Source organism: Hippea maritima DSM 10411, from assembly GCF_000194135.1.
In the GTDB taxonomy this organism is placed as follows: Bacteria; Campylobacterota_A; Desulfurellia; order Desulfurellales; family Hippeaceae; genus Hippea; species Hippea maritima.
On sequence record NC_015318.1, the window covers coordinates 675,675 to 691,001 of the forward strand.

Consider the following 15,327-nt stretch of genomic DNA (forward strand, 5'->3'; position numbering starts at 1 on the left):
CCGAGCCCATCAACGATCGGCTCGGCCCATCACTCACTCAAAGCCCTTCGCTATCTCGGTCAGTTCATCTAATTCACTTAGCTCTTTCCTTTTGCCAGCGTTATCTCTTTTAACTTCTTCGTTGAAGCTAACAGAAAACTTGTTCATTAAAACTGCCAAAATATGCTCTTCCGGTATTTCGCCTTTTTCGTTTTTTAAAGCTTCAATAAGGTTTTTCATGAATAATGCCTTTAATCCGTGAGCCTTCAGCAGCTTTTCAAGGCTTTCACAAACCTTATCACTGCAGGAAAAGAAAATCCGCATGGCTGCCTCCCCCGAGCTTAGTTTCCAGGCTCGGCAAGCTTTACAAAACCGAGAACATTTGCGTATTCAGGTTTGTTAGGTATTACAAAGCCATAAGACTCTTTAAGATTGTCGTCTATAAAATACGCGCCTCCGCCGGCTACTATGAATGTGTCTATCCTGTCGAGAACGGTTTGCAGTTTTGAGGATTTGCTTATAGTTTCAAAAATTCGCTTGGTATAGGTTTCCTTTTTCTGTTCAATTAGTTCACTTATGTCGTATTCATGCCTTTTGTACTTAAACTTACCGGCTGCGAGCACCTGCACAACGCTGACTTCAGGCACGTAGCTCTTGACTATATTCGCACTTATATGCTCAGAGACCGTTGAAGCCATCTCGCAAACGCCCATGTCTTTATAGCCAGCGGACAACTCAGGGATAGGCATGCCCTCTATGACAGTTAGCACGTCAATCGTATTAAACCCTATATCAAGAATTACGGCATTCTCAGGGGATCCCGCATACTTCCATATGCCAAGTCCTTGAGGGAAAACTTTTACCCTGAAAGAAAACACCGTGTCATTGACAATGAAGTTCTCGCAGGCTTGTTTTAAAATTTTAGACTTTGCTTTAAACTCGCTTATGGATAAGGATAGAGTAACTAAATCAGGCTGCAGGCCGTTATCCTTGATGATCTTATACAAAAATAACGGTGAGTATGTTGTTAGAAAATCATTTGCCCTTGTCGGTAAAACATTACCCTTATAAAGAGCTTTTTCTCCGACAAGGTATTCCTCGCCGTTATAGTTAAAACTGGTTTTCTTTCCTATGCCTAAATCGTCTACCTCGCCTGCAGGTGCAATAGCAGTTATGAACTTATCATAAGAAGTGCTACCATTCTTATCCTTGTAAGCATACTTAATAAAGCTATAACCCGTATCAACCGACAAGATTACCATAAACATCACCTCCAACTAATTTCAGAACCTCTAAAACCTCTACAACTTTTAGAACCTTTACACCCTCTACAACTTCCAAAACCTCCACAACCTCTATCAAAACGGCACATCGTTATCGCCAGAAATCTCCACCATAAAGTTGCTCTGCCTCTCTTCTTCCTCAGCAGGCATGTTTTTTAAAGCTGACAAAAACTGAATTTTATTAGCTAGCACCTCGTGTTTTGAACGCCTGATGCCATTTGAGTCTTCCCATGTTCTATACCTCAAGCGCCCCTCAACAAAGACGGGAAAACCTTTGGTTAGAAATTCGCCCACAGCCTCAGCCAACCTGCCAAAAACCACAACATCGACAAAAAGGGTCTCTGTTTTTATATTCCCGTTTTCGTCCTTGCCTGCAGGCGTATTGACCGCCATGTTAAATGTGGCAACGCCTAAACCCGCTGGTGTATATCTTAACTCAGGATCTCGGGTTAAATTGCCCATCAGGAAAACTTTATTCAGACTTGGCATAACGCAACCTCCTCAAAAAATTAGGTTTTAGACCTAGCCGAGATCATCAACGATGGGCTCGGCTAGGTAATACCCTTCTATATATAGGCAGGGGTGTTACAGTTTTTTACTTTGCTACATTTGTTGCAGTTGTTACAACTGCAACTATTGCACACTTTGCACGGATTGCTACTTTTCAAGAGAAAAGCGCTCAAATTTTGACACTGGTACAAACTACGTTTGTTGTACTTTCCGCAAATTTTATACAGTTGTTACAGTTGCACACTTTGCTACATTGGTTGCATTAGTTGCAAATGTAACAACTGTACACTTTGCAACAGTTGACTATATATGAATGAGGGCGAGCGGAGAGCGAGGGCGATGCCCCCGTGGAGCTGAGCCGTTAGGAGCCCTAATGTGTTTGCTATGGTTTACTGGAAGTCACGAGCGAGGTTGATATACCGCTTGTCGGTATATCACTACCGAGCGAGTAGGCGAAGCGATAGGGGGGATCGTTCCCGAAGCGAACAGCGAGCCCGAGGAGCGCATCCGCTCGTTCCGAGCCCGTCTTAACAGAGAAAGGAAAACGGAACATCGTCAAAGAAAGAGTATGATCTTCTATCTGCTGCAAGATTAAAAAGAGACAAGAACGCAAAAGACGGGCTCGGTGATTGCCTGCAAGCGAAAGAAAACCCCTCGTGTAGCCGAGCTTGTGTATGGCGTTGGGCAACTGGCATGTTGGCAGGCCAACCTGTGTTGGCAAAAGCCCAAAGCAACCGGTGAGCGATAGAGGGGTTTTCTTGAAGCGTCCGAGCCCTTTGATATACCTGGCTAATGGAACTGCACATTTAAATGAGCAAAAAGTTAACGGGTTGCATGTAGAACAGAGAGAAAAGGGCTCGGGGCGAGGCAATAGAGCGAGGAGCGAGTTAAGGAGCAAGGCAGACGTATCAAAACTTGATAGTGGTATTGTCAAGGTTGCACGAAAAACGCCCAATTTCGACTTCAGAGGTATAAACCCACAGGGGGGTGTCATATCGTGCAACAGAGGGCAAATATGAGCATCTCAGGGGGGTCTGAGAAAAAGATGTTGATCGTTTTTTTTGGTTTTGACTTTTTTAAGACAGGAAGGATTTTGCAAACTCTCTTCTGCACTTCATCCGTAGCTGCTTTATACGCTTTTTGTAGTAAAAGAGAGTACGAGAATTGGATATATCCACGCTGTAGAATTTATTCAATTCAGCGAGGATTGTTTGAGATTTTACGGTACTGCCATTTTTATAGCCGTTGCACAATCGATTAAATATATACTTATCAAGCTTATCAAGCTCCGGGTGGGTAATAAGTTTCTCTCTTCTCTTTTTGCTTATACGGCTTAGAGATATTCTCAACAACTGCTCGTTGCGGTAGATTTTGCTCAAGGCGTTGAGGATAATTTTATCGGGATATGCAGGCGGTAGAGAGATAATTTTCTTCTTAACCAATATCTTCAGGTAAGCGACCGGAAGTTTGTATTCTTTGGCAATATCGCTTATTAGCTCTTTGTTATCATTCATTAACTACTACCTAATACCTGGTGCCTGCAACCTATCTATCAATGCTTTGTCCCTGACGAACAAATTATATCCTTGCCCGCGTTCTCAAGGGTATTCATTATCGTTGCCGCCTCTGCAAATTCATTAATGCATTGACAGTCAGTTACAACTGTTTCACCTTTAGAGGTATCGTAAGGGCAGGAGTATGATCCGTTATTGTCAGCGCACTTACGGTAGTCAAAGACGTAGGAGTTTGTGGAGCGGTATTGGGAAGTGTTAGTGTTTGCATAGGCCTGTGTATCCTCTTCAGGAACTTTAACCTTGCATACAAACATGCAACCGTTTTGACTGCCTGCAAACGGCACGGTTAAGGATCCGCTGTGGTAGCCCCAGGAACCGTTGTCCTCTCTGTAATCTTGATAGCTTGTGCTGCCGAGAGTTGAAGCTGACATAACGTCTACATCTTTGGTCGAATTTACAATTGTATTAGCCCTCTGTTTTGCTTTATCGAAGTTATAGCCTTGTGTTTTGCATACATAAATTCTTTTCTTTTCCCACCAGTTATAGCAAAAAGTGTGAGGCTGCCAGCCGTTGAATGTCTTGCAGACTTGTCCAGCCGGTACTAATCCTGTAGAAGCGTAGTTGCTCCAGGTTTGTACGCTGTCAACCCATTCGTCTTTTAGTGTGCAGTTGGAGTCGTTTTCATAAGCCTGACATTGGTCGTCAATGTAACTGCTCACTTCATCCCATCTCTTGCGGTAAATGTAGATATAAAGATACGATTGAGGATAACCGTTGCAACCGCCAAAGTTGGTGTATTGAGCAAAAATATGCTGCACGCCGTTTGTGGTTCTTGTCGTGGAGCCGTTAAAGGTGTTTATTCCGTCAGACCAATAACACATAGGCTTCCATACGGTTACCCCATCTATCTGCAAAACAGCACAAGAATCATCGTAAATATAAGCGCCGGTGGTGAACTTTCCGCAAAAACGATAGTCAAAACTCTGCCCACAGCCTCCATTTCCTCCCCCTGTTGCTTTTAAATTACATCTACAATGCACGCCGGTTTCATCATAATAACAATCAGACATTGAGTTACAGATCGAGGTATCAAACACCTCAGGACAGGTGTCATCGCCCTCTGGGGAGTAGTGATCGCTCTGTTTTTTATCAATATTCACTATTCTTTTTATGTAGCATGTGTGCTGCTCTATGGGGTTTTTCTGAGCTGCGCCTGAGGTTTCAATGAGGCTGTACATGCTATTTGGATTTGATTCCTCACTGCTTTCCACAGAACCCGCTGCTGAATACAGGTACCCACCATTAGTTGCATCGTAGTATGTTGACGGATTGGTTGAACCTGATTGCCATTCGTATTGAGCGGTATCAGCAGGATAATTGGATGGTTGGGGTGCGCTGGTATCTTTTGTTATCTGTCCGTAATAAATTATATCCACAGAATTTACCTCAACGCCGGTTACTCTCAGTCTGTAGTTGCCGTTTTTCATCATAGCGGCAACCGCACCGCCACCAATGTCTTTTAAAATAATCGATAGGTTATTGCTTGCAAGATTGCTACCGCAAGAATTATTTATGCAGTAACATCCGCCAAAATCGGTAGAAGGTCTTTCTATGAGCTTTAAAAACCCGGAAGAGTCGGTTGTCCACATATAATACTTGCAATAATCCCATGTGCCTGGGTTGCAGTGTATAAGTCCGTTGGCGCAAATACCAGACACCTCAAAAGGGACTACATAGGAATAATTGTAATTATTTCCATCACCAGTATTCTCATAAACATAGACGGGGGATAAATCTCCCGTTGGGGTTGGATGAATTAAAATCTCCAGGATTTTTTTGCCGCCTGGCGAAGCTATACTGCCGTTGAAAGGGTTTTGCCCATTCAGTGAGTGCATTTGCACCTGTCCACCGCTTGTTGCAGGTGTAAAAATTCTGCTTTTTAACCCTGATTTACTACCAAGCCTCTGCACAGCGTAATTACCGGCACTCTCACCTGTTGATTGGGCGGAAGAGAACTGTTGAGCTGCGTTGTCGCTTGCTAAGGCTAAAAACGGCAGGAAAAACACTGCCATCAAGAACACGGCAATCTTTCTCATCCTTATCCTCCTTTATTGTTTTTTATACTCTTCCGCCTCTCTTTATATAGGAGTTGTAGGTGTTGGGTTTTAGGTTTCCATCACCCATTTACCCATCTACCCGTTCACCCATGCTTTTCCACCATCATCCTAATCGCTTCCGCATAACTTATTCCTTTGGTTTTAACCATTCTCTCTATCTCGGAGTTTTCCTTTGGATCGGATGTAAACAGATAATAGGTGTATTTATCAACTATTAGGCGCCCTACGCCCAACCCAAACGGCGAGTCGATAAATATCTCGGAATATTTTGGCTTATTACTCTTAACTGTTTTAAGGATTTTCATCACAAACTCATCGTAATCTATAATCTTATCGTGTTTGGCTTTTTCGAAATCGGGAGATGCAAGCAAGAACTTCCAGGCGCTGTTTGCCCTTATAACGTCGCCTACCTTGCCAAAATTCTTCAAGTCAAGCAGGGACTGGACAACAACGCTGAACGAACCCCTATACTTTCTTGCCCTTCTGTAGCCCTCTTCAATGACGTCGGCAAATATATCACTGCTCTCAAGGAACTGCCACGCTTCATCAAAGATAATGAGACGCTTTGAGCTCCTATCAGACAGGTATAAATCCCTCGTTACGGCGTTGATTATCTGCAGGGTTACAACCTTAAACAGCTCCTTTTGTGGTTTTAAATGCTCAAGCTCCAGAACCGCAAAATCATCATCGGATATATTAAACGTGGATCTGCCGTTAAACCATCTACCGTAGTTGCCCTGTGAGGTAAAGTCATAGAGGTTAAAGGCAAGTATTGAGGCAGTGTCTATGTAGAACTCCTTGTTCGGATCGTCTTCAACAAAGTCTTTGTAGTTTTTAAGAAAATGGTAAATAGTGTTTATATCGGCGTCGTTGCCTTCAGACTGCCATGCAAGCCTGATTGCGTTTTTAATAATTGTGTCGGCCGTTTCAGCGCGCTCTATGTCTATTTGTCCTGTTGAGGAAAGTATCATCTGCTTGATTATGGCGGCGAGGACTGCAAGCTCATCTTCTATATCGCGAACATTCGTGAAAGGATTTATGACTATATCTGATTCTTTTGTAAACTCTAAAAACCTACCGTCAAAGAGATGAGTGAGTTTTTTATAGCTGCCGCCTATGTCAATGATCCTTATTTTGTCTCCAGCAGAGAAGTAGTTGAACACGATGTAGTTAATCAGGAATGAGTTGTGATTGATCTGGCCGTCGGCAAAGTAATTGTGCGTATCCTCAACGGATACATCGTAAACATCGGCATTCTCGGCAGGCTCAACGGATACTACCTCATCGAAGTAGTGGGTAGAGATGAATTCTTCCCATTCTTTTAAAGTGTCATTCTGCAAGTATGAGTTTTTGATTATATTAAGAGCATGCTTTCTTGATAACCTTTTGATGCCGTTTTTATATTCCTCAAAAGCAAACTCATTACCGTTTTTCAGAAGTATTTCCTGCTCATGCTCATAGTAATATTCACTGTCTTTATATAGAGCAATTAAATCCTCAATAAAAATCTTCGTATATTTTTCAGGCAACACGTCAATATCATCATTAAAGTCTGTTTTTAAAACCTCATTTAACTTATCCTGTCTCTCCGATTTTATCGCCTTTATTAACCTGAATATTCTGGCAAATCTTCTTACGCTTGACCCGCTTATAATAAGCACATTCTTACTATCGCCGTTAGTGGTATTTTTAACCTGAACATTGCAAACAACCCCAAAACCCTGCTCAAGGACGGTTCTAACCTGTTCTGCAAGCTCTTTAGTTGCCAGTGGAATTTCTATTTGATTCTTCTGGCTGTTAATACGAGCTGCAACATCGATCAACCCCTCTATAAAGCCCACCCAGAAAGGCTTTGATGCATTCATGGTGATAAAACGAGGAATTTTTTTTGTGGAAAAAGACGTCTCCGTATTATCACCATCCTTTAGATAATAATTTATAAGTATTTTTTTTATTTTACTGCCACTCTGATTTGGTTTAGCGGCATCTATTGCGTCGGCATACACCAAACCAAACAAATACCCTACATTTTCATTGCTCCAATTTCCAAATCTCATACAGGAAAGCTCGACGGGAAGAATGTCGCCTTTTTTGAGATCTCTTGCGTGTGTCCATGCAGTATTTTCCACTTTTAGCCTATGGTCAGGTGTGCACTGAATAACCCTGCCGAATTTGGTTTTTATTTTAACTGTTTTCTCATTTTTAAAGCTAAATGTTTTTAATACTGGTTTTGTGTCGATAGAGCCGTTATTGTCGCTTAAGACTCTATCGCCCTCATGAATTTCTCTTAAATCACAGAAGCCTGTTTCGGTTAGTATTTGTCCGTCTGTCCTGCATTTTCCTGAGCCAGTTGATGCGGCAACGAATACGTTGTAATTATCCGCATGCTCGTCAAACACATCAACGGATATCAGCTGACCTTTTCTGCCGTGAAAAAGAAGAACAGGTTCTCCTGCACCTCTAAAATCTGCCTGCAGGGGCGCCATTGTCGCTGCAAGCTCATCCTGCAAAACAAAATCTCTGTCTATCTTGCGTATATTATCGCCTTCAGTGTAAAGCCCAAAGGGTAGGGCGGATATAAAAAGGATTGGTAATATACCCTTATCTTCCTGCATTGTGAAGCCGTGTTCTTCCCATATGCGCTTTACCCTTGCTATAGACTGTAGAGCCGTATCATCATCGTAAGCATACATCCAGATAATAGGCAAGACTTTTACAAACCTTGTGTTATTATCTATCTGATCTATTGCCCAGACAAATTCCTCTTTTTTTCTGGCAAGACTCGGAGCAAGCGTTCCAAAGCCCTGCTGCTGAAGAACAAGGTTGGTCTTGAGCCCTATTTCTTTTTTGATTTGCGCGTCGTTTTTATAGACGTTAAGTGTAAATATAAATGGCGTTATAATCTGCTCGGCATCGGATGCAACACCCCAGATACCACCGATGAGCTGGTTGGTTATAAACGTGTTTAAACCGTCCGAGCCACCCGGGAAAAGCTTGGGTGTGGTGCATTTGTAGATTTTACTACCGACACGTATATCTGATAGCCCCGCTTGAATAACCGTTTCGGAGGTAATGATCTGCTTGTTTATCGGCTTTAGGTCATCGTAGCCTTTTCCCACAATAACCCTGTCGTTAAACAGGCGTCTTAGAGTGTTAAGCAACTCACTGACAGGCAGAATTCTCGGATTAAGCCTTGCGCCTGAGAGTATCTCTGTTGCATTGTATTTAAAAGCGTCTAAGTCAAGGTCTTTGGCTTTTTTAACAGGAATTTTAATGGCAATAAAAGAACGAAAATACCTTGAAGGAATATCAGATGCCTGCTTTATGCCTTTTTCTGCTCCCTCAAGCCAGAAATCAGCATACCTTTCAACAGCAAGGTTAATTATGTCATACTGACGGGTTTTTAAATTTTTATAAATATCAAGTATTGGTTTAACATAAGGATCAGCAAAGAGAATAAATTGAACAACAGAGTCATCAGGAACTAAAGACAATAAGCTTTTGAGCATGTTTATAGTTGTCTCCCCCATAAAAAAACGGGGAGTAACTTCGTAAATATAACCTATTGTGTCGTCCTGGTTGTAATAAATTTTAAGATTTTCATCGTAAGCCAGATAAGGCAAATAATCGCTGAATTGGTTTCTTCTGGTCATGTTTTTAAGTTCTCTTAAGGTAAGCAAGGCACACCCCCAGCATTCAAAGTTTTTTTGGGCGTTGGGTATGTAAAGAAACCAGGCAAACTCAAACCCAACCCCTCTCTATATATAGGCAGGGGTGTTACAGTTTTTTTGTGGGGGGTAAAAAACACGCACTAATTCAGTGCATGTGTGAGAAATATGCACTGAAAAGCAGGAATTTAGGGAACAGCGAGCCTCAGCCATTAAGCTTTTGCAGACTATTGTTAACTCCCCCCGCCGAGAAGTCCCCTTCCGTAATGGAGGGGATGAAAGGCGGATGTTTTACGCCACCATTACCCTTTCTATCCAATTGTTGTTCCTCCTTACTAAAAGTAAGCCCCAATGTTAGAATGAGTAAACAAAGCGGTAAACAAAGTGGGGTACTTAAAGTGGACGGATGGGGTACTTAAAGTGGACGGATCTGACAAAGTGGGGTACTTAAAGTGGACGGATGGGGTACTTAAAGTGGACGGATTTTCCAAAAATTGCAGAATAGTAATATAGAATAGGCTATTCTATATAGAATAGAATATAGAATAGCCTATAGCCGAACCCCTTACGGGCTTTTGGGAGCCCACGGGGTTCGGCGAAAAACAATGAATAAGGGAAATCACTCTGTACACAGTACAAAGTAATTCACTATGTACAGAGTACAAAAAAAAGAGGCAGCTCGTCAGAGCGGATGGGTTTGTGGGAACAGAGTTAGCCAGGGGTTCAGATTAATTTTTATCTACAAGTATGGTTAGTTTTAACGGATCGCTTGAAACTTCCGGTATTGAAAAACCAACCCCAATTGCAGGTGTATTATAATTAAACAACATTTTTTCGCTATCATAAACTATGTTAAATTGGTCTTGAAGCCTTGAAGCATGTATTTTAATTTTACTCGTAAATCTCTTGTATTTATTTTTTTGTTTTATTGTCCATTTTTTTCTATCCTTAGGGATATTTTCAATTTTTGCAAACAACTTCACCGCACTAATAGAAAACGGTGTTTTTTGGGATGTAATAAACTTTACAATCGATAATATAGGCCCATCTTGAATTTGGGACAACTTATCAATGAATGTTGTGGAATAATTTAATCTCAGCTTTGATGCTGCAAAGAGTAAGGGGACAACTGGCGGGATTTGCATAACAAGAAGATCTGAGTCTTTTGGTTTTATCCAGTTTCTCTCGTCGTATAATTTTTGCTTTTCTTCGTATATTTCTTTAATTCTGTTTATTTTGATAGGGTTATTTTTAAATGTGTCTTTAATGATTTCTTCCCTTTGCTCTGGATCTATAGACACCAGGATAAAATTATCCACCAACCCGCTGTTTGCCTGTCCAATTTTTTTATTTGACTGCTTATCTATAACAACAGTTTCTAATGTAATCTTTGTTCGCAGTTCGCTTAAAGTTTCAAGTAGCGCCATCTGCCCGCTTTTTGAGAGTTTGCTTGGTAGTAATCTTCTTAAGTCTCCATAATAAACAACACCAACAAGTGTTGGCTGCCCTATTAATCTTGAAATAGGTGTTTCAACTGTCATTATTGTTTTATTGACAAATATATTTGTAAGAAAAGCGTCAAAAACCAGGCTGTGCAGTTGTGTTAGATAAGTTTTTGCTTTAACATCCCATAATCTTATGCTATTTTCTATTAAGGCTTTTGTTTCTATGGGCATAGTAGTTACCCGGCGGTAGAGAGGGGAATAGAGTTTCAAATCCCCTCTCACCACTTCACAAATTTCAACTGGATGCTTGCTTTGTTTTTTCTCTTGATCGTTGTTATTACCTTTTTCTTTTGCCATATTTCACCTCGCTTATAGGTTTACATCATCTTCAAATTCATATTCGTCTACTTCTGTTGAGGTATATTCCGTTTTAACTGTTTCTGTGTTTTTATACGACTCCACCATCTCATACGCATATCTCTCAGCAGAAAACACATAAACACTCTCCCTTAACGGTTCGCCTATCCTCGCCTCTTTTACCGGGTATAGGTGCATGTATCTCTTTGCCTTTCCCGTGCTCCCAAACCTGCTCAGCGAGAGATTGTCGTCATTGGATTCCTCTGAGAATAGTATTGCGTAGGAGTAGTCAAGATCGTATTGCACATCGCCGGATTCCTTGATTGCATTAAGGAGATCAATTTTATCGGCCCTTTTCTGTCTTGATACCTCGTTTATACCCTGCTTACTCATACTCATTAAGAAGCACACGGATACATTTGTGTTATCTGCTCTGAGGTTATCGAAAAAGTTGTATATGCTGTTCACATAAAGGCGTAAATTCTCGCTTGGCCTTGTATCGTCTGCCTGCAGTTTTCTGGCAAATCTCTGCAGGTAGTCTATGATTATGAGGATATTGTTGTTTTTATTTCTCTGCACAAAATCGGTAATTTGCAGGAAGTTGGGCTTCATGGCGGTGCTTATAAATTCCGTATTCCATCTGCTTTCAGCCTGAGCTTTGCGTTGAATTCTGCTTGCTAAATCTTCTTCTGTTCCCTCATATTCACAGAAAAGAATTGTGTTGTTTATGCCCTGCAGGGTGTAAGACAGTGCCAGATCCAGTGCAAACTCTGTTTTGCCTGCACTTGTTGCGCCTACTATTCCCCAGATTGCTCTTTGCTGCACTTTTGCACCGTGAGCAAAGGTCTCATAGGCGTCTGTGTTTTTACTAAGAAGCGCAGAGACGGGTTTACAGGAATGAGTTTGGCCTTGGCCTGCGTCTAAAAATAAGGATGGCAGGGCTTTTTCTATCTCTTCAGGATCTTTGGTTTCAAAACTGATGATTTCTATCTGTCTTGCGATATTGATATACTTTCTTACCCTTGCTAGGTTTTTAACCCGTTGTATGAAATATTCGATATTCATTGGCGCGGGAAGGTATTCTGCTATGTTGGTTATATATTCGGGGGGTATGTTGTAATCCTTTAGAGTCGTCATAAGCGTCAGGAAGTCTATGTTAATGTTCTGCCTGCGGAGTTCCAACATTTTCTCGTATATGATTTGATTGTTGCTTTCAAAAAAATCCTCGGGTTTAAGTCCGTGTTTTAGGCAGGTTGACACTAAAATATTGTCTAGAATAATACAGCATAGTATTCCAGCTTCTGATTCCCTGTCGTAAGGGAGAATACCCAGTTTTCTCGTTTTATTTGATATTAGCTTTATATTTTTTCTTTTATCACCTTGCATCTGCATTCTCCTTTATGCCGTATCGTTTGTATAGAATAGATTCCCACCTGCGCAATTCCTTTAAACAACTCTGTTTAAGTTTCTTGTCGTTTACCAATTTCTTGTAAACTCGGTGGATTATTAGACCAAAATATTCGCGTGTTACCCCTATGCGAGAGGCCGCTGTGTGTTGATTTTGTTCTTCGGGTGTGTAGCATTTATCAGCGTCGAAAAGCTTACGCAGGTATTCCCACTCTTTATCGCTTAAAATATCGCTGTATTTTGATAGGATTATATCTCGCATTTTTTTTTGGAGTTCTTCTCTTATTTCCTCGATTTTTTCCCTTAGTCCAGCTTCCTCTTCTTGAATTAGTATTTCTTCTGGGCTATGGCTGTTTGAATACGAATAACAGCCATAGCACCAATCTGCTATCTCTTTGTAATATGGCATCTCGTCTATGTATTCTATTATTTTCATCCTCCCTCCTCAGCCAGCTCCCAGAATTTATCCAGATCGATAAACAGTTTCCCCGCAACTTTTACGAAGATTTCCCGATACTTGCCCTGACTGTGCCAAAAGTAGAATGTGTTTGCTGAAAAGGGAATGTTGTGCTTTTCAAGCTCACTCGCTCGGAGAGGTATTAAGGTTCTGTTTTTGTAAGAAATTTTCTCTGGGTATACCTTTGTCTTTTTGGAATGCGTTTTTCTGGGCATAGCAAACCTCCTCTATAAACAAAATATTTTGGTTTTGCCGCCCGCCTGTGGTATAATTGCGAAAAAAGTTGGTTGACACTTGACTTTAATGGCGGCAAATGAAAAATAGAGAATACGGTTTATGAAAAACATTTACCTTCTCCTTGACTTTGAGACTTTTGATTTCGAGACTGAGACTTTTGGCCATAGCTCATTAACATCGACACCGAGTTTTTTGGCTATGGTGGTCTGTATGCGTTTAGAGGTATCACGACCGGATATAACAAGGGAAACAGTTGTAACCGCAACCCCGAGCTCTTTTGCTATGTCTGTTATCTTTATGCCTTTAGCTGTAAGGAGGGCTTTTATAAGGCTTTTACGATTTGTTGCTTTTATTTTAATGTCCATTTCTTCGTCCATTCCTCCACCTCAGACAAAGTTTTTTGTTTTCGTGAGTAAATTATATGACTTATTAGTCGTATTGTCAATAAAAAAATGAACTAAAGGTCGTATTATGAGTGGTTCTTTAGGTGAAAGATTAAAGGCTATAAGACAAGCAAAAGGTTTATCGCAAAAAGAAATGGCTGAAATTATGGATGTTACACTTAGGGCATATCAAAGATACGAAAAAGACGAACAAAAAGCTTCGTATGAGAAATTAGCAAGAATTGTGTATGAATTAAAAGACATAAATTCAAACTGGCTTCTCACTGGCGAGGGAGACATGTTCATAAAAAACGGAATGCCTGAGGAATTTCTTGAAAGGCTAAAAGAAGACTTAAGCAAGGCAAGCGCAGAATCCGTTAACAGCCTTTCATTTAAGGATAGACTGGACGCTGTCCTGTCAGGCAGGGAAAAGCTTGAGAGGGTTGAGGTTATCGAGCTAGCACGCGTTCTTAAGCAGCCCGCAGAGGAATACCTTAAGTTGGCCAATTACATGCCTGAGATTTTCAGCAAAGTTCTCAATAATGACAAAGTCGTAACTATGCTAAGGTCAATGGGCGATTTAAACGATAAAGAGATAGACGAGGTTGTTGAGTCTTTGTCGCTTGTTTTAGAGGGGTATTTGTCTAAAAAGAAAAAAGACTAAAGGGAAGAAAAGCGTGAGCTTTATTTATGCCAGGAAGCTTGCATGGAAAATCATTAAAGATTACAATTTAAAAATCCCTATAGATCTCGATTATCTCCTGGAAAAATTAAACATAGACATAGAGTATGCGCATTTACCGGAAAAAGTGGACGGTATTGCACTGGCCGTAAAAGAAACAAGAGGGCTAATTGTTGTTAATCGCAACAGGCCAGATGTTAGAAAAAGGTTTACAATAGCCCACGAAATAGGACACATTTTAAGGCACCACCCAAGGTTGGAGAGGGAAGGCGAGATATTTCTATTCACAGAGGAAAACTCGAATATATACGAAAGAGAGGCTGATGTGTTTGCCGCAGAACTCCTCATGCCCAGACAGAAGGTTATTAGTGCTTTTCACGGATATTCGGACGATATTCAGGTGCTCGCCGATCTGTTTCAGGTGTCAAAGCGAGCCATGAGAATCAGGCTTGAGGAGCTGAAGCTGATTTTACCAGTTCACGGGATTAGTGTTTATAGCTGAGAAGTAAAAGATTTTCTTTTAAACCTTGAATCACTGTGAACCCCACTCAGATGAAAGTAAAATTAACCTTAAGGCTTGATGAAAATGCAATAAAAAAAGCTAAACTATACTCCCAAAAAAGAGGAGAATCGATTTCATCTTTGGTCGAGAAGTTTTTCAGTAGCTTTGATGAGAATGTAGAAGAAATTTACAGACTAAGCTGAATTTTCCTCTATAATCTCATGCAGAACGCTTTTTATGAAGGTCTGATACCTTAAGCCTTTCCTGGCGGCTATCTGCTTGATTTTTTCAAGGTCTTTTGATGATATTCTCAAGGTTATGGTTTTGTCCTGTTTGTCTATATAGTCTTGAGCTGCTTTTTTGAGCTTTTCTATATTCTCCTTGTCGTTTTTTATTATATCAACATCTAAGTCTTTCAAAGACTCCATAATTTCCTTTTCTTCTTTATCTATGTATTTCATGGTTTATCTCCTTTCTTTAGTAATTTTTTAAACCTTCTATCGGGGAAAATAGTCTTTAAAACAATTTCATCATTGGTCTGTATATATGGCACACAGCAAGGATATCCGTTCAACTCTATAACCATTATCCTCTGATTTGGATACTTCTCTTTATTTGGATGCTCAAAATCAAGTAAAATTTCACCTTTTGCCATCTTCTCAATCACCATTTCGAATGTTACGTTTCTTTCCTTTTTAAGTTTTCTGTTTTTTAACTCATCAAAAACAATGTTCATGTTTAATATTACTCCTAAGTAAATACATAGTCAATACTTAAAACAGCATC

Annotated in this window: 16 protein-coding genes; 3 read left to right on the plus strand and 13 right to left on the minus strand. The window is 40.6% G+C overall.

What is annotated here, in order from left to right:
- Positions 1-33 precede the first annotated feature (33 nt).
- The 11 genes from HIPMA_RS03495 to HIPMA_RS03555 form a co-directional block, all read right to left on the minus strand.
- On the minus strand, positions 34-303 hold the full coding sequence (locus HIPMA_RS03495) for a hypothetical protein (protein ID WP_013681689.1): 270 nt from the start codon (positions 301-303) through the stop codon (positions 34-36).
- A 17-nt stretch (positions 304-320) separates the two neighbouring features.
- A complete protein-coding gene (locus tag HIPMA_RS03500; protein WP_013681690.1) occupies positions 321-1,241 on the minus strand; it encodes a ParM/StbA family protein in 921 nt (306 codons plus the stop codon).
- Between the two features lie 96 nt (positions 1,242-1,337).
- Positions 1,338-1,751 carry a single-stranded DNA-binding protein gene (locus HIPMA_RS03505; protein ID WP_013681691.1) on the minus strand — a complete coding sequence of 138 codons (414 nt, stop codon included), beginning with the start codon at positions 1,749-1,751 and terminating at the stop codon, positions 1,338-1,340.
- Between the two features lie 1,097 nt (positions 1,752-2,848).
- Positions 2,849-3,286, minus strand: coding sequence for a hypothetical protein (locus HIPMA_RS03515; RefSeq protein WP_013681693.1), 438 nt, complete (start codon positions 3,284-3,286; stop codon positions 2,849-2,851).
- 38 nt (positions 3,287-3,324) lie between these two features.
- Positions 3,325-5,382 carry a hypothetical protein gene (locus HIPMA_RS09720; RefSeq protein ID WP_013681694.1) on the minus strand — a complete coding sequence of 686 codons (2,058 nt, stop codon included), beginning with the start codon at positions 5,380-5,382 and terminating at the stop codon, positions 3,325-3,327.
- Positions 5,383-5,486: 104 nt separating this feature from the next.
- On the minus strand, positions 5,487-9,083 hold the full coding sequence (locus HIPMA_RS09125) for a TraC family protein (protein ID WP_013681695.1): 3,597 nt from the start codon (positions 9,081-9,083) through the stop codon (positions 5,487-5,489).
- Between the two features lie 716 nt (positions 9,084-9,799).
- Positions 9,800-10,873, minus strand: a complete 1,074-nt coding sequence (locus HIPMA_RS03535; protein WP_013681696.1) for a hypothetical protein — start codon at positions 10,871-10,873, stop codon at positions 9,800-9,802.
- Positions 10,874-10,885: 12 nt separating this feature from the next.
- Positions 10,886-12,259, minus strand: a complete 1,374-nt coding sequence (locus tag HIPMA_RS03540; RefSeq protein ID WP_013681697.1) for a DnaB-like helicase N-terminal domain-containing protein — start codon at positions 12,257-12,259, stop codon at positions 10,886-10,888.
- A complete protein-coding gene (locus HIPMA_RS03545; RefSeq protein ID WP_013681698.1) occupies positions 12,249-12,716 on the minus strand; it encodes a hypothetical protein in 468 nt (155 codons plus the stop codon). The genes HIPMA_RS03540 and HIPMA_RS03545 overlap by 11 nt, the downstream gene beginning before the upstream one ends.
- Positions 12,713-12,952 (minus strand): hypothetical protein, encoded by a 240-nt coding sequence (locus HIPMA_RS03550; protein ID WP_013681699.1) that lies wholly within the window; start codon positions 12,950-12,952, stop codon positions 12,713-12,715. The genes HIPMA_RS03545 and HIPMA_RS03550 overlap by 4 nt, the downstream gene beginning before the upstream one ends.
- Before the next feature lie 132 nt (positions 12,953-13,084).
- Positions 13,085-13,351 carry a helix-turn-helix domain-containing protein gene (locus tag HIPMA_RS03555; protein WP_013681700.1) on the minus strand — a complete coding sequence of 89 codons (267 nt, stop codon included), beginning with the start codon at positions 13,349-13,351 and terminating at the stop codon, positions 13,085-13,087.
- 94 nt (positions 13,352-13,445) lie between these two features.
- Here HIPMA_RS03555 and HIPMA_RS09130 point away from each other — a divergent pair, with 94 nt between their 5' ends.
- From HIPMA_RS09130 to HIPMA_RS09560, 3 genes are read left to right on the plus strand one after another with little or no spacing between them, the layout of a single operon-like run.
- Positions 13,446-14,021, plus strand: coding sequence for a helix-turn-helix domain-containing protein (locus tag HIPMA_RS09130; RefSeq protein WP_013681701.1), 576 nt, complete (start codon positions 13,446-13,448; stop codon positions 14,019-14,021).
- A gap of 13 nt (positions 14,022-14,034) precedes the next feature.
- Positions 14,035-14,541 carry an ImmA/IrrE family metallo-endopeptidase gene (locus HIPMA_RS09135; RefSeq protein WP_013681702.1) on the plus strand — a complete coding sequence of 169 codons (507 nt, stop codon included), beginning with the start codon at positions 14,035-14,037 and terminating at the stop codon, positions 14,539-14,541.
- A 50-nt stretch (positions 14,542-14,591) separates the two neighbouring features.
- Positions 14,592-14,744: a DUF6364 family protein gene (locus HIPMA_RS09560; RefSeq protein ID WP_013681703.1), complete on the plus strand. Its 153-nt coding sequence runs from the start codon at positions 14,592-14,594 to the stop codon at positions 14,742-14,744.
- Here HIPMA_RS09560 and HIPMA_RS03570 read toward each other — a convergent pair.
- Both HIPMA_RS03570 and HIPMA_RS03575 read right to left on the minus strand, forming a co-directional pair.
- Positions 14,736-15,002, minus strand: coding sequence for a CopG family antitoxin (locus HIPMA_RS03570; protein ID WP_013681704.1), 267 nt, complete (start codon positions 15,000-15,002; stop codon positions 14,736-14,738). The two genes, HIPMA_RS09560 and HIPMA_RS03570, sit on opposite strands and share 9 nt — an antisense overlap.
- A complete protein-coding gene (locus tag HIPMA_RS03575) occupies positions 14,999-15,277 on the minus strand; it encodes a DUF4258 domain-containing protein (protein ID WP_013681705.1) in 279 nt (92 codons plus the stop codon). Before HIPMA_RS03575 ends, HIPMA_RS03570 begins: the two co-directional genes overlap by 4 nt.
- Positions 15,278-15,327 lie beyond the last annotated feature (50 nt).

What these genes read in the sequence shown, in the direction of transcription:
- HIPMA_RS03570 (WP_013681704.1), bottom strand. Translation starts at nt 15,002, where the DNA reads ATGAAATACATAGATAAAGAAGAAAAGGAAATTATGGAGTCTTTGAAA.
- HIPMA_RS03575 (WP_013681705.1), bottom strand. Translation starts at nt 15,277, where the DNA reads ATGAACATTGTTTTTGATGAGTTAAAAAACAGAAAACTTAAAAAGGAA.
- HIPMA_RS03515 (WP_013681693.1), bottom strand. Translation starts at nt 3,286, where the DNA reads ATGAATGATAACAAAGAGCTAATAAGCGATATTGCCAAAGAATACAAA.
- HIPMA_RS03500 (WP_013681690.1), bottom strand. Translation starts at nt 1,241, where the DNA reads ATGGTAATCTTGTCGGTTGATACGGGTTATAGCTTTATTAAGTATGCT.
- HIPMA_RS09130 (WP_013681701.1), top strand. Translation starts at nt 13,446, where the DNA reads ATGAGTGGTTCTTTAGGTGAAAGATTAAAGGCTATAAGACAAGCAAAA.
- HIPMA_RS09560 (WP_013681703.1), top strand. Translation starts at nt 14,592, where the DNA reads ATGAAAGTAAAATTAACCTTAAGGCTTGATGAAAATGCAATAAAAAAA.
- HIPMA_RS03550 (WP_013681699.1), bottom strand. Translation starts at nt 12,952, where the DNA reads ATGCCCAGAAAAACGCATTCCAAAAAGACAAAGGTATACCCAGAGAAA.
- HIPMA_RS03540 (WP_013681697.1), bottom strand. Translation starts at nt 12,259, where the DNA reads ATGCAAGGTGATAAAAGAAAAAATATAAAGCTAATATCAAATAAAACG.
- HIPMA_RS03495 (WP_013681689.1), bottom strand. Translation starts at nt 303, where the DNA reads ATGCGGATTTTCTTTTCCTGCAGTGATAAGGTTTGTGAAAGCCTTGAA.
- HIPMA_RS03505 (WP_013681691.1), bottom strand. Translation starts at nt 1,751, where the DNA reads ATGCCAAGTCTGAATAAAGTTTTCCTGATGGGCAATTTAACCCGAGAT.
- HIPMA_RS03535 (WP_013681696.1), bottom strand. Translation starts at nt 10,873, where the DNA reads ATGGCAAAAGAAAAAGGTAATAACAACGATCAAGAGAAAAAACAAAGC.
- HIPMA_RS09720 (WP_013681694.1), bottom strand. Translation starts at nt 5,382, where the DNA reads ATGAGAAAGATTGCCGTGTTCTTGATGGCAGTGTTTTTCCTGCCGTTT.
- HIPMA_RS03545 (WP_013681698.1), bottom strand. Translation starts at nt 12,716, where the DNA reads ATGAAAATAATAGAATACATAGACGAGATGCCATATTACAAAGAGATA.
- HIPMA_RS03555 (WP_013681700.1), bottom strand. Translation starts at nt 13,351, where the DNA reads ATGGACGAAGAAATGGACATTAAAATAAAAGCAACAAATCGTAAAAGC.